The 13,244-nt window shown below is 47.8% G+C and carries 13 protein-coding genes; 10 read left to right on the plus strand and 3 right to left on the minus strand.

Annotation, left to right across the window (positions count from 1 at the left end):
• Positions 1–74: 74 nt before the first annotated feature.
• Both GUA87_RS07960 and rplQ read left to right on the plus strand, forming a co-directional pair.
• Positions 75–1,085: a DNA-directed RNA polymerase subunit alpha gene (locus GUA87_RS07960; RefSeq protein ID WP_193716999.1), complete on the plus strand. Its 1,011-nt coding sequence runs from the start codon at positions 75–77 to the stop codon at positions 1,083–1,085.
• Positions 1,086–1,136: 51 nt separating this feature from the next.
• Complete coding sequence (gene rplQ, locus GUA87_RS07965) at positions 1,137–1,568, plus strand: 50S ribosomal protein L17 (protein WP_193716033.1); 432 nt, start codon at positions 1,137–1,139, stop codon at positions 1,566–1,568.
• 62 nt (positions 1,569–1,630) lie between these two features.
• Here rplQ and GUA87_RS07970 read toward each other — a convergent pair whose 3' ends face one another.
• Entirely contained in the window at positions 1,631–2,098 is a 468-nt protein-coding gene (locus GUA87_RS07970) for a hypothetical protein (RefSeq protein ID WP_193716034.1), read from the minus strand.
• A 108-nt stretch (positions 2,099–2,206) separates the two neighbouring features.
• Between GUA87_RS07970 and GUA87_RS07975 the strand changes: the two genes are divergently transcribed.
• From GUA87_RS07975 to leuA, 5 genes are all read left to right on the plus strand, one after another.
• Entirely contained in the window at positions 2,207–3,667 is a 1,461-nt protein-coding gene (locus GUA87_RS07975) for a Do family serine endopeptidase (RefSeq protein WP_193716035.1), read from the plus strand.
• On the plus strand, positions 3,664–4,983 hold the full coding sequence (locus GUA87_RS07980; protein ID WP_321575891.1) for a replication-associated recombination protein A: 1,320 nt from the start codon (positions 3,664–3,666) through the stop codon (positions 4,981–4,983). The genes GUA87_RS07975 and GUA87_RS07980 overlap by 4 nt, the downstream gene beginning before the upstream one ends.
• Positions 4,983–5,363 carry a fluoride efflux transporter CrcB gene (gene crcB / locus GUA87_RS07985; protein ID WP_193716037.1) on the plus strand — a complete coding sequence of 127 codons (381 nt, stop codon included), beginning with the start codon at positions 4,983–4,985 and terminating at the stop codon, positions 5,361–5,363. Before GUA87_RS07980 ends, crcB begins: the two co-directional genes overlap by 1 nt.
• Complete coding sequence (locus GUA87_RS07990; protein ID WP_193716038.1) at positions 5,360–6,358, plus strand: RluA family pseudouridine synthase; 999 nt, start codon at positions 5,360–5,362, stop codon at positions 6,356–6,358. The genes crcB and GUA87_RS07990 overlap by 4 nt, the downstream gene beginning before the upstream one ends.
• Before the next feature lie 400 nt (positions 6,359–6,758).
• On the plus strand, positions 6,759–8,429 hold the full coding sequence (gene leuA, locus GUA87_RS07995; protein ID WP_193716039.1) for a 2-isopropylmalate synthase: 1,671 nt from the start codon (positions 6,759–6,761) through the stop codon (positions 8,427–8,429).
• A 30-nt stretch (positions 8,430–8,459) separates the two neighbouring features.
• On the opposite strand, the gene GUA87_RS08000 is transcribed toward leuA, so the two are convergent.
• Both GUA87_RS08000 and GUA87_RS08005 read right to left on the minus strand, forming a co-directional pair.
• Positions 8,460–9,404 (minus strand): DMT family transporter, encoded by a 945-nt coding sequence (locus GUA87_RS08000; RefSeq protein WP_227711804.1) that lies wholly within the window; start codon positions 9,402–9,404, stop codon positions 8,460–8,462.
• 82 nt (positions 9,405–9,486) lie between these two features.
• Positions 9,487–10,089 (minus strand): glutathione S-transferase family protein, encoded by a 603-nt coding sequence (locus GUA87_RS08005; protein WP_193716040.1) that lies wholly within the window; start codon positions 10,087–10,089, stop codon positions 9,487–9,489.
• A 120-nt stretch (positions 10,090–10,209) separates the two neighbouring features.
• Between GUA87_RS08005 and GUA87_RS08010 the strand changes: the two genes are divergently transcribed.
• The 3 genes from GUA87_RS08010 (at position 10,210) to GUA87_RS08020 (ending at position 13,238) form a co-directional block, all read left to right on the plus strand.
• Positions 10,210–10,878, plus strand: coding sequence for an HAD-IA family hydrolase (locus GUA87_RS08010; protein WP_193716041.1), 669 nt, complete (start codon positions 10,210–10,212; stop codon positions 10,876–10,878).
• A gap of 92 nt (positions 10,879–10,970) precedes the next feature.
• On the plus strand, positions 10,971–11,666 hold the full coding sequence (locus tag GUA87_RS08015; RefSeq protein WP_193716042.1) for an ATP12 family chaperone protein: 696 nt from the start codon (positions 10,971–10,973) through the stop codon (positions 11,664–11,666).
• Positions 11,667–11,705: 39 nt separating this feature from the next.
• The gene (locus GUA87_RS08020) at positions 11,706–13,238 is read left to right on the plus strand and encodes an acyl-CoA carboxylase subunit beta (RefSeq protein WP_193716043.1); all 1,533 of its coding nucleotides are present in this window, start codon (positions 11,706–11,708) and stop codon (positions 13,236–13,238) included.
• Positions 13,239–13,244: the final 6 nt, after the last annotated feature.

A 13,244-nucleotide genomic window follows, 5' to 3' on the forward strand; every position in this document is an offset into this window, starting at 1 on the left:
AGAAATTATTCTTCCGTCTTTTGTTGAGATTTCGCAGACCCGAAGTGGGTCTGCTTAACTATGAGGTCAACGCCGTGATTGTTCAAAACTGGAAAGACCTGATCCAGGCAAATCTGTCGGTTGAGCCGGGAGTGGATCCGGGACGCGAAGCGACAATTGTTGTCGAACCACTTGAAAGAGGGTTCGGGCTGACACTTGGTAACGCTCTGCGCCGTATTCTGCTGTCCAGCCTTCAGGGTGCTGCGATTACGTCCATTCAGATTAACAACGTTCTGCATGAGTTCTCCTCCATTGCAGGTGTTCGGGAAGATGTTACAGACATCATCCTCAATCTGAAGAAACTGGCTATTAGAAGCCATGTTGAAGGACCTAAGAAGATCTCTCTGAAAGCCACAGGTCCTTGTGCGGTGACAGCGGGAATGATCGATATGGGAGCTGATATCGAGATCATGGATCCTGAAAAAGTGATTATGCATCTTGATGACGGCGCGACCATTGATATGGAAATGACTGTCAACACAGGTAAAGGCTACGTCTCAGGCGCACAGAATCGCCCAGAGGACGCCAAAATTGGCCAGATCCCAATGGACAGCCTGTACAGCCCGGTTACTAAAGTGACTTACAACGTGGAACAAACACGTTCAGGTCAGGTTCTGGACTATGACAAGCTGACGTTGAAAGTTATGACCAACGGAACAGTGAGCCCGGAAGATGCCGTGGCCTTTGCTGCCCGAATCCTTCAAGAGCAACTTCAACTGTTCATCAACTTTGATGAGCCAGAAGAAGTGGTTGAGAAGGAAGAGGATAAAGAGCCCGAACTTAATCCAAATCTTCTTCGTAAAGTGGAAGAACTGGAACTTACAGTTCGCTCTACAAACTGTCTGAAAAACGACAATATCGTTTACATCGGCGATCTCATTCAGAAAACAGAAGCAGAAATGCTGCGTACACCGAACTTCGGTCGTAAATCCTGTAACGAGATCAAAGAAGTTTTGGCAGGCATGGGTCTGCACCTCGGAATGGAAGTACCAAATTGGCCGCCTGAGAATATCGATGAGCTGGCTCGTAAGTACTCAGAAGACTAACATTTATGAAGAAAGGGGGCAGGGGCACCTGTCCTCCTTGGAGTAGAGAATATGCGGCATCGTAAATCTGGACGTCGGTTTAGCCGATCTTCCTCACACCGTCAGGCAATGTTTGCCAACATGGCAGCTTCCCTGATCAAACACGAACAGATCAAAACAACTTTGCCTAAAGCAAAGGATCTGCGTCCGATCGTTGAAAAACTGATCACTCTTGGTAAACGTGGTGACCTGCACGCTCGTCGTCAGGCTCTGGCAGTACTGTCCGAAAAAGCTATCGTCGACAAACTGTTCTCCACAATTGCTGAACGTTATGCAGACCGCCCTGGTGGATACACACGTATTTTGAAAGCTGGCTTCCGTACAGGTGACGCGGCTGCAATGGGTTTCATCGAACTGGTTGATCGCGACGTAGACGCAAAAGGTCAAGACAGTGGCCCAGTTCAGGGTGACGAAGAAGTTCTCGAAGCAGAAGCTGTAGCTTAACGGCCGATCTTCGTTCAAAGTTTAAAAGGGCAGCTATTTAGCTGCCCTTTTTCTTTGTCTAGCTACTTGGCAGCAGCGCCTCTGAGAATATCGAAAATTAGCCCTACACCTTTTTCAATAAGAAGAACGTCATCACCGACGATTACTCGCTCCAGCGTTTCAGATAGCTTTGGCAGGCGACTTTCAAGGTCAGAGGGCAATTCCCTTTTATCGAGACCAGGTGGTAACTTCCCATTTTTCTCCAGCTGCTTTTGAAGTCCAGGTGGTAATTCGTCACGTTTTGCAAGCCCTGGCGGGAGGCCTTTCTTATTTTTCTTTCCTTTACTAGCCTTTTTGTTCGTCTTTTCTTCTTCTTCACGCTTTCCTTTGAAGAAATCCTCAATGATCCGCTTTTCCGCTTCTGAGAATATTCGGCCGGTCCGTTCACTGGATTGAGTTGACGCCTGCTTGCTATATGAAATAGTTGGCAGGGTAAAAGAAAGTGCCAGTGCTGAGCAGGCCGCTACCAATAATCTTTTAGATGACATCATTCAGATTCTCCAGGATTGCAAATACTCAATTGAAACTATACATCACACAAACATAAGTCCAAAATTGGGCAAAGGCGAGTTCCGAGAATATATTAGATGAATACCACAATGACAGACCGACAAAAGAATCAACTATCACCCATTCAAAAGATTGCAATTGCCGTGCTCTTAAAGATGCTGGTTATTGGGGCGATCGTTTTCTTCGTTGTCACCTCTGTTATGGCAAAGGAAACACGCGTCGTTCCAGCTAACAAACAAGAGGTGCAGTTGTCTTACTCACCGCTCGTCAAACAGGCGGCCCCAGCGGTAGTAAACATCTTTACAAGGAAGACAGTTGTTCAAACACAGAGACGCTCTCTGTTCAATGATCCTTTCTTTGAACAATTCTTTGGTAGAACGGCTCCTACGAAGAAGAAAAAGAAAACGCAAAATTCCTTGGGGTCAGGTGTGCTTGTCAGTTCTGACGGAATAGTTGTGACCAACTATCATGTTGTTGCGGGTGCAGATGAAATTACAGTTGCGCTGAATGACAGGCGAGAGTTTGACGCTCACCTTATTCTGGAAGACGAGCAAACTGATCTGGCTGTCCTAAAAATTGATCCGGGTAACGAAAAATTCCCATATCTTGAATTCCATAACTCCGATGAATTGGAAGTCGGTGACCTCGTCCTTGCGATTGGGAATCCCTTTGGTGTCGGGCAAACAGTAACAAGTGGGATCGTTTCGGCGCTTGATCGAAGTGCGGGCGGCAAGACGAGCATAGAGAATTTCATTCAAACCGATGCCGCGATTAATCCAGGAAACTCTGGCGGTGCTTTGCTGACCATGCAAGGTACTTTGGCTGGGATCAATTCAGCCATCTTCAGTAAAAGTGGTGGGTCATTGGGGATCGGTTTTGCGATCCCGTCTAATCTGGTGCAGTCCGTTCTTGAAAACGGTCTGGCGAATGGTCGGGTCGTTCGCCCTTGGTTAGGGGCTAACGGACAGGCGATAACTCAAGAACTAGCAACCGGGCTTGGGATGGAACGTCCAACGGGTGTTCTGATTAGCAATATTTACAAAGGCAGTGCAGCAGACCTCAGTGGTATTCGAATTAATGATGTCGTGGCCAGTATCAATGGCTATGAAGTGGTTGATATGAAATCTGTTCTTTTCCGTATGTCGACAGGACGGTTGGGAGAGAAAGCAGAGTTTGCTATCATTCGAAATGGTCAGGAGTTGACATTGCAAGTACCGCTGATGGCAGCTCCCAGAGACCCTGCGCCTTCACCAAAGGTTCTGACAGGACAGCAACCTATGGCGGGTGCCGTTGTCGCCAACCTTTCCCCCGCATTGGCGCAAGATATGAGGATGTCCCCCTTCATTAAAGGGGTTGTCGTCACAGATGTACAACGCGGTAGCATTGCTGCACGCCAAGGGTTCCGGAAACGGGATGTCGTAACTGAGATTAACGGGCAGAATGTTCTGGAAAACAGTAATGTGCAGGCTATGTTGGATAATGCTGAGGAGGGATGGGAAATCATTCTGCTCAGAAATGGCCGCAAAGCTGTGCTGAGGCTTTCAAGGTGAGTGATCTTTTCGCGAGCGATAGTTCAGGTGAATTAGCAGGGGGAGCAGTCCCTCTGGCAGAGAAACTGCGCCCGCGAAAATTGGAAGAAGTTGTGGGCCAGGATCATCTGCTAGGTAAAGGTGGCACACTTTCACAGATGCTACAAAGCGGGTGGCTGCCTTCACTGATTTTCTGGGGGCCTCCAGGAACTGGTAAAACAACGATCGCACGATTGCTCGCCGAACAGGCGGATCTTCATTTTGAACAGATATCAGCCGTGTTTTCTGGTGTTGCAGATCTGAAAAAAGCGTTCGAAGCAGCGAAGCTTAGAAAACAAAATGGCAAGCAAACGTTGCTATTTGTCGATGAGATCCATCGGTTCAACAGATCACAACAAGATGGTTTTCTCCCATTTGTTGAAAACGGCACAATTACATTGGTCGGTGCAACGACGGAAAACCCATCGTTTGAGCTTAATGGCGCGTTGCTCTCTCGGTGTCAGGTGTTGGTGCTTGAACGGCATGATGAAAACTCCCTTCGAAAGATCCTGGTCCGCGCTGAAGAAGTTGAAGGGCGTCAGGTGCCGCTTAAGAACGCAGCGATTGATAAGTTGATGGATCTGGCTGATGGGGATGGGCGGTTTTTCCTCAATATGGTGGAAACTGTATATCGCAGTGCAGACCATAATCTGGATGTAGAGGAACTGATCAAACTCGTCTCCAAACGTGCGCCTGCATACGATAAAGACAAGGAAGGGCATTACAATCTGATCAGCGCCCTTCATAAGTCGTTGCGTGGATCAGACGTGGATGCGGCGCTTTACTGGTTTTCCCGAATGATGGATGGCGGTGAAGATCCACTTTATATTGCACGGCGGTTGGTACGTTTTGCGGTTGAGGATATTGGCATGGCAGATCCACAGGCATTGGTGCAGGCAAATGCAGCGAAAGAGGCGTATCAGTTCTTGGGAAGTCCAGAAGGCGATCTGGCAATAGGTCAGGCCGTTATTTATCTCGCGACAGCGCCAAAATCCAATGCGGCTTATGCAGCATTTAAGATGGCCGCAAAATCAGCTCGCAAAAATGGCTCTCACATGCCTCCAAAACACATCTTGAACGCGCCAACCAATTTGATGAAGGATCTGGGTTATGGAAAAAACTATGCCTATGATCATGACGCAGAAGATGGTTTTTCTGGTCAGAATTATTTCCCGGATGAAATGAAGAGGGAAAATTATTATCAGCCAGTGGAACGCGGGTTCGAGAGAGATATCCAGCGCCGCTTGGAATATTGGTCTAATTTACGTAGTAAGCGTAACACCGAAGGGGGAAGCTGATGTCTATGTATATATCCATTGCCATCGGTGGTGCGCTTGGGGCGTGCGCACGATATGGGGCCGGAACCTTGATGCTTCGAATGCTTGGGCCAGGTTACCCATATGGGACATTATTTGTAAATGTGTTCGGATCAATACTAATGGGCTTGCTTATTGAGTATATGGCCCTTAAATGGTCTCCATCCCCCGAAGTTCGGTCTTTACTGGTGACCGGCTTCCTTGGGGCTTTTACGACATTTTCGACCTTCTCGCTGGATGTTGCACTCCAAGTCCAGAAAGGGGAGTATCTGATGGCAGGTGGATATATCCTGCTATCTGTTATTTTATCAATTGCCGGATTATTTGCCGGCCTTAACCTGATGCGGGTTTTAATTGGATGAGTAGAGTTCAACATATCGAAGTCACCGCAGGTGAGGCGGATCAACGCCTTGATAAATGGTTTAAGGCTCATTTCCCTGGTGTCTCTCAGGGGCAACTGGAAAAGTATCTTCGCAAAGGTGAAGTGCGCGTTGACAAAAAACGCGTGAAATCCAATGTTCGACTTGAAGCAGGGCAACTGGTTCGGGTGCCTCCGCTAGGCGATGAAGCGTTTAAGCCCACGCAAGCACAGAAAAGAACAAAGCAAAAAGACCATGAATTGACGGATCGGGATATCGCCGAGATCCGTCAAATGATCCTGCATATGGATGATGATGTGATCGTGCTCAATAAACCTGCAGGCCTTCCCGTGCAGGGGGGCAGCGGGCAGTCCCGTCATGTTGATGGTTTGTTGGATGGTTTGCGATTTGATTATGATGAACGCCCGCGTCTTATTCACCGCCTGGATAAAGATACTTCTGGTGTGTTGGTGATCGGTAGAACACGCCTAGCTGCAAAACATTTGGCCGAAGCTTTCAAAAAACGGACGACACGCAAAATCTACTGGGCATTGGTCGCGGGTGTACCAAGACCTGCTCAAGCAACCATTTCCTATAACCTAAGTAAAGTGCCGACAATTGCGGGCGAGAAAGTTGTCGTGGATCGTGACGGTCAAACTGCGATCAGTGACTATTCCGTTGTAGCCAATGCAGGAACAAAAGCGGCTTGGGTTGCGTTGAAACCGCTTACAGGCCGCACCCATCAGCTTCGTGCTCATTGTGCTGCTATTGAGACCCCAATTGTCGGTGACGGCAAATATGGCGGCTCTGAAGCATTTCTAGATGGAGCGATCTCGAAAAATATGCATCTTCACGCACGAGAGATTACAATCAGCCATCCTAAAGGTGGAGATCTGACTGTCGTTGCGCCGCTGGGACAGCATATGAAAGCCACCTGGAAGCTGCTCGATTTTCATGAAAACGACTATGAAGATCCTTTTGAAGAACAAGGTTGGTAAGAATTTTTGGTGAGGTGCCGCTTTTGGCTTGACTAATCAGCGGCTTTGGATAACTTTTCCGTCATGACGTACACAAATCGACTACTAGGACTACTACGACTTACTAGCCCGGTACTATAAGAAGTGCCGGGGCGAATGGTGTCCTTTTCCTAAAACGTCGATTGAGAAACAGAATGTACACAGACCAGACCAAGCGGTCTTTTCAATCAAATCAAAAACAAGAAACAGCAACAGAGAAACGGCAGGACGGCTTTATCAGTTCGTTCGGGGGGCTCTCTCGACTTATTTGCGGTCATTTGGCTGCTTGATGCGCTGAATGCCCGATAAGACATGTTGCAACAGAATTTGATATGACATTTCGCGCCTTGGAAGGCGCATCGTGAAATTTGAGGAAACGAAAATGAGTTTTACGCCTGGTAATAAGTATGTGGCATTTCCACCGATTGATTTGCCCGACCGTCAATGGCCATCAAAAGTAATTGATAAAGCGCCGATCTGGTGCAGTGTTGATCTGCGAGATGGTAACCAAGCATTGGTTGAGCCAATGGGACACGAGCGTAAGCTGCGTATGTTCCGCCACTTGGTTCAACTGGGCTTTAAGGAAATCGAAGTAGGTTTCCCATCAGCTTCTCAGACAGATTTTGATTTTGTTCGTTATCTGATCGACAACAACGAAATCCCATCCGGTGTTAAAATTCAGGTTTTGACCCAATCCCGTGAAGAATTGATCCGCCGTACCTTTGAGGCTATTGACGGCTGCGAAGAAGCGATTGTTCACCTCTACAACTCTACGTCTACTTTGCAGCGCCGTGTGGTGTTTAATCAGGATCGCGAAGGCATCAAGCAGATTGCCATCGAAGGCGCGAAGCTGGTTCGTAAACTGGCGGATGAGATGACCACGACAAAGGTCCAGATGGAGTATTCACCAGAAAGCTTCACACAAACCGAGCTGGATTATGCCTGTGAAGTCTGTACGGCTGTGATGGAGATCTGGAAACCAACGGTCGATAACAAGATCATCTTCAACCTACCTGCGACAGTTGAAGTAGCTGCGCCTAATGTTTACGCAGACCAGATCGAATGGATGCACCGCAATCTGCCAGAGCGTGAAAAAATCATCCTGTCATTGCACCCGCATAATGACCGGGGTACAGGTGTCGCCGCCGCTGAATTCGGTATCATGGCCGGTGCAGATCGTGTTGAAGGTACTTTGTTTGGTAATGGTGAGCGTACAGGTAACGTGGACGTGGTGAACATTGCGATGAATATGTACACCCAAGGCGTGAACCCTGAACTGGATTTCAGTAACATCAACGAAGTTGTTCGCACTGTTGAATACTGTAATCAGCTGCCCGTTCATCCGCGCCATCCATATGGTGGTGAGTTGGTATTTACAGCTTTCTCCGGCTCTCATCAGGATGCGATTAAGAAGGGCTTTGAAGCCATCAAAAAATCCAACTCAGAGCTTTGGGAAATTCCCTACCTGCCAATTGATCCGCAAGATCTGGGGCGTAACTATGATGCTGTGATCCGCGTAAATAGTCAGTCTGGTAAGGGTGGTGTTGCCTATCTTTTGCAGGAAGATTATGGCATTGAACTGCCGCGTATGCTGCAGGTTGAGTTCAGTAAGGTTATTCAGAACATCACTGACGAGACAGGTAAGGAATTGTCTTCAGAGTTTATCTACGAGACTTTCACTAAGGAATATCTGGATGCATCTGGTGTTGTCGATTTTGTCAATCACCAGACGACAGTCGATGCCCATGCCTCCGAGCGTCGTATCCTGAAAGCGACTGTTTCGCAAAATGGCGAAACTCGTGAAATCACAGGTGAGGGCACGGGCCCAATTGATGCTTATATGAACGCGCTCTCCAAAGAACTGGGTGTAGAATTAACGGTAAATGATTACCGCGAACATACAACAGGTTTTGGCGCTGATGCGGTTGCCATGGCGTATGTTGAGATGCGTGATAAAGACGGCGAGCCTGTTTTCGGTGTGGGACGTCATGCGAATATCGTAACAGCTTCGCTGAAGGCGATCACAAGTGCGGTTAATCGCGCGGCCAAGTAAATTCCATGTGAATTGATGGAAAAGCCCGGTTTATACCGGGCTTTTTTGTGTGTTCTTTTTAAGCAAACGTCCGTCAATAATCAGTAATCCAAGTCCGATGACGATCATGCCCAAGATCATTTGAACCGTCACTTCTTCTGAAAGAAACAGATATCCCATCAAAATTGCGCTTACAGGAATAACAAGAGTAACCAATGAAGCGTTTGTCGCTCCGGCAGAACTTATGAGGTGGAAATAGAGAATGTAAGCAAGAGCAGTGCTCAGCAGTGCCAAACCTGCCAGCGCGACATATACATGTAAAGAGAGTTCCGTTGCAAAAGCCCAAGGTTGGTCCATTACAAGCATGATGGGCAACATCATAATGCTACTTGCGCATAATTGACCTGCCGCAGTGACAATTGGCGGTAGTCCGGATTTGCTAACGCGCCGCGTGTAAACAACACCAAACCCATAACAAAGCGTTGCAATGAGAACCGCAATCTGACCGATGACCTGATCCCCGGTAAAGCCAACTGTTCCGATTGTTGGCCCTAAAAGGATTGCGACACCGGCAATACCAAACATAATCCCGGATATGCGGCGAGGGCCTAACCTTTCTGCCTCTTCCCGACTAAAGAAATGAGCAACAAGCGCAGTAAAAAGAGGAGTGGTTGCGTTCAAGACCGATGCCAACCCACTGGATATCATGGTTTGTCCGGAAACAATGAGGCAGAAGGGGATCAGATTATTCAATAGCCCCATGATGATAAAAGCGAACAGAAGATCTTTGTCCGTGGGGAAACTTATGCCTCTGATCTTGAGAATGATCAGAAGTGCAATAGCCGCCAGAAAAACACGGCTAAAGACAACAGTTATCACTGGTATCTGTTGCAGGGCGACACCGTTAAAGAAAAAAGAGCCGCCCCAAAGAACGGAGAGTAACAGAAGTAGAGCCCATTGCAGGAGGCTCATGGAGGCCGAAGACGAATTAGTCATGTTTGATCATTCCAGGAATACAGAGTTCGAGTATCAGCAAGCGCGAGAAGACAGTCTTCCCGCTTTCCGATTAGCAATCTGATTATTTGCTGGTGATCAACTTATGATTTGCTTGATTGCGAACGCGGTTCATCCAATTTCCAATGGCTGGATACCGGGAAAGGTCAAAGCCGCCCTCATCTGCCACATGGGTATAGGCGTAGAGACAGATATCCGCTATGGTATATTTATTGGCGACAAGGTAGTCATGGTGGTTAAGCCGTTTTTCCATGATATCGAGCGCTTTGTAACCACCTTCCATCTTTTGCGGCAGCATGGCCTTTTGCTGCTCGTTTGGGCCGCCATGAGTTTGCCAGAAACGGACAACAGCAACGTTTGGCTCGTGACTATATTGTTCAAAAAACATCCACTCCAGAACACGGGCACGGTCAAGACGATCTGTGGGAAGAAATTCAGTGCCTTCCGCCAGATACATTAAGATAGCGTTGGATTCGGTTAGTGTTTCACCGGAATCCAGAACCAGTGTTGGAATTTTCCCATTTGGATTGATCGAAAGGAAATCCTCTGTCTGGGTTTCACCTTTCAGGATATCCAACTCAGTTAAGTCGTAATCCACCCCTAACTGAGAGAGGAGTAAGCGCACTTTATACCCGTTACCAGATGGTAAGAAATCGTACAGTTTCATTCTTAAATCCTTTTGTCGATTTCCTGTCCCTTTTTTCCCGCAGCGATAATGACCTAAAGTTCCTGTGATGGGAAAGCAAATTTTGCTACAAGAAGTCGAATTAATGCAAAGGAGATCATTGTGGGAAGTTCCCCCCTTAAATTAGTCGTTTTTGATTGCGATGGGACGCTGGTGGATAGTCAGCACAATATTATAACCTGTATGGAGGCCTCGTTTAAATCTAACGGCCTTGTTGCGCCCAATGCAGATAAAGTTCGGGGAATTATTGGTCTCAATCTGGACCGGGCGATTTATCACCTGATGGAAGAAAAAGAAGATCGAGAATTACTTGGTCGTCTGGTGGACGGCTATAAACAAGCGTTTTTCGAAAACCGTCTGAAAGATGAGCACCATGAGCCGCTTTATGAAGGGGTCCTGGAAACTTTAGAGAAGCTTGCGAGCCAAAATATACTCATGGCCGTTGCAACAGGCAAATCTTTGCGCGGGTTGAACGCAGTCGTTGAGAAGCACGGCTTGCATGACTATTTCACCTCCCTTCAAACTCCTGACCACAATCCAGGTAAACCTCATCCGCAAATGGCTTATTCTGCGATGGAAGCCGTGGGGGCTGATCCGGCACACACCTACATGGTCGGAGATACCAGTTACGATATGCAGTTGGCGAAGAATGCCGGTATCCACGCAATTGGAGTGGAGTGGGGCTATCATGACAACGATACCCTCTCTCAAACTGGCGCGGATCACTTGATTAGCGTGGCCGATGAATTAATTCCCATCGTAAGCGGTTAAAGTCAGCAGAAATACTTGCATTTTTGTGAATAAACTCTATAAACCTAACGACTGTTTGCTAAAGGGAAGCAAGGCAGCGTTTAAGAGGCACTATGAAAAGATTTTATAAACAGGCCACTAGTGGAGAAGTTGAAGAGGGATTTACCGTCCTTCTTGATGGCCGAGCTATAAAAACACCAGCAAAAGCACCGCTGGTTTTGCCAAGTGTCGCCCTTGCAGATGCCATCGCCGCTGAATGGGATGCGCAGGAAGAAGATGTTGCCCCGAAAACCATGCCTTTGATGCGATATGCCGCCACTGCAATTGACCGGGTGACACCACAACGCCAGCAGGTCATTGATGATCTGGCGGCATATGGTGAAACAGATCTTGTGTGCTACCGCGCTACCTATCCTGAAAAACTGGTGAGTAAGCAACGCGAGGCTTGGGATCCGCTGGTTGACTGGGTGAGGGAGGCACATGATGCCGAATTAACTGTAGTCGAAGGTGTCGGCTATGTTGCGCAAGATCCAAAAAGCCTTCAACAGATGAAAGCTGTTCTAGAAGCACAAAGCGACCTACAATTGGCAGCAATTCATGATATTGTTAGTCTGAGTGGATCACTGGTTGTATCCTTGGCTGTCATGGCAGGGAAACTGGATGCCGAAGAAGCGTTTGAGATCAGTGAGCTTGACGAAACCCACGTCGTAGAAGAGTGGGGAGAAGATTCCGAGGCGGCGGAGAGAAGAATAAACAACAAAGCCAGCCTGGTTTCCGCAGTAGAATTTTTAAAACTATGTGATCGTTGACAGATAGTCCGGCAAAAGCCGCACAGTCAGGGAGTAGAAATGAAAGATATTATAAGACAACTGGAAGAAAAACGAGCCAAGGCCCGTCTGGGAGGTGGTCAGAAGCGTATCGACAGCCAGCATTCCAAAGGAAAGCTGACTGCGCGTGAACGTATCGAATTTTTGCTGGACGAAGGCTCCTTTGAAGAATGGGATATGTTCGTTGAGCATCGCTGCACTGAATTTGGCATGGAAGACAACAAAGTTACCGGCGAAGGTGTGATCACAGGTCACGGTACCATCAACGGTAAACTGGTCTTTGTTTTCTCTCAGGACTTCACCGTATTTGGCGGATCCCTGTCTGAATATCACGCGAAGAAAATCTGCAAGATCATGGATAAAGCTGTCCAGGTCGGTGCGCCAGTCATTGGTATCAACGACTCCGGTGGTGCCCGTATTCAGGAAGGCATCGACAGCCTTGCAGGTTACGCAGAAGTGTTCCAGCGTAATGTGATGGCATCCGGTGTGATCCCACAGATTTCTGTGATTATGGGTCCATGTGCCGGTGGTGCAGTATACTCCCCAGCGATGACAGACTTCATCTTCATGGTACGTGACAGTTCCTATATGTTCGTTACGGGCCCTGACGTTGTGAAAACTGTAACCAACGAAACGGTCACAGCAGAAGAACTCGGGGGTGCAAGCACTCACACGTCCAAGTCATCTGTAGCGGATAACGCCTATGACAATGATGTGGAAGCCCTGACAGAGGTTCGCCGTCTTGTAGACTTCCTGCCTTCCTCCAACCGCGAGGTGTCTCCAATCCGTGAGAGTTTTGATGATCCGGATCGTAAGGAAATGTCACTGGATACACTGGTTCCAGAAAATCCAAACAAACCATATGACATGATGGAACTGGTTGAGAAGCTGGTTGATGAGGGTGATTTCTTTGAAATTCAGCCTGATTTTGCGAAAAATATCCTTACAGGTTTTGCCCGTATCGAAGGGCAGACAGTGGGTATCGTGGCTAACCAGCCAATGGTTCTTGCCGGTTGTCTGGATATTGACAGCTCCCGTAAAGCGGCACGCTTCGTTCGTTACTGTGACTGTTTTGATATTCCGATCGTGACACTGGTTGACGTTCCGGGCTTCCTGCCAGGTACAGCGCAGGAATATGGCGGAATTATTAAACACGGTGCGAAACTTCTGTATGCGTATGCCGAAGCCACAACTGCCAAAGTCACTGTGATTACCCGTAAGGCTTACGGTGGTGCCTATGACGTGATGTCTTCCAAGCACCTTCGTGGTGACGTGAACTACGCCTGGCCGTCTGCGGAAATTGCTGTGATGGGTGCGAAAGGTGCGGTGGAGATTATCTTCCGAGGCGAGATCGGAGATGACGCCAAAATTCAGGCACGAACCAATGAATATCAGGAACGTTTCGCCAATCCGTTTATCGCAGGCAGTCGCGGATTTATTGATGATGTGATTATGCCAAATAACACACGTCATCGTGTCGCAAGCTCCCTTCGGATGCTGAAAAACAAACAAGTTGAAAATCCGTGGAAAAAACATGGCAACATTCCGCTTTAAGGTGAT

Source organism: Sneathiella sp. P13V-1 (assembly GCF_015143595.1).
Lineage (GTDB): Bacteria > Pseudomonadota > Alphaproteobacteria > Sneathiellales > Sneathiellaceae > Sneathiella.

Bases quoted from the DNA above. Each gene is read 5' to 3' on its own strand.
- GUA87_RS08000 (WP_227711804.1), bottom strand. From the start codon at position 9,404: ATGACTAATTCGTCTTCGGCCTCCATGAGCCTCCTGCAATGGGCTCTA.
- GUA87_RS08005 (WP_193716040.1), bottom strand. From the start codon at position 10,089: ATGAAACTGTACGATTTCTTACCATCTGGTAACGGGTATAAAGTGCGC.
- leuA (WP_193716039.1), top strand. From the start codon at position 6,759: ATGAGTTTTACGCCTGGTAATAAGTATGTGGCATTTCCACCGATTGAT.
- rplQ (WP_193716033.1), top strand. From the start codon at position 1,137: ATGCGGCATCGTAAATCTGGACGTCGGTTTAGCCGATCTTCCTCACAC.
- GUA87_RS07990 (WP_193716038.1), top strand. From the start codon at position 5,360: ATGAGTAGAGTTCAACATATCGAAGTCACCGCAGGTGAGGCGGATCAA.
- GUA87_RS08015 (WP_193716042.1), top strand. From the start codon at position 10,971: ATGAAAAGATTTTATAAACAGGCCACTAGTGGAGAAGTTGAAGAGGGA.
- crcB (WP_193716037.1), top strand. From the start codon at position 4,983: ATGTCTATGTATATATCCATTGCCATCGGTGGTGCGCTTGGGGCGTGC.
- GUA87_RS08020 (WP_193716043.1), top strand. From the start codon at position 11,706: ATGAAAGATATTATAAGACAACTGGAAGAAAAACGAGCCAAGGCCCGT.
- GUA87_RS07970 (WP_193716034.1), bottom strand. From the start codon at position 2,098: ATGATGTCATCTAAAAGATTATTGGTAGCGGCCTGCTCAGCACTGGCA.
- GUA87_RS07975 (WP_193716035.1), top strand. From the start codon at position 2,207: ATGACAGACCGACAAAAGAATCAACTATCACCCATTCAAAAGATTGCA.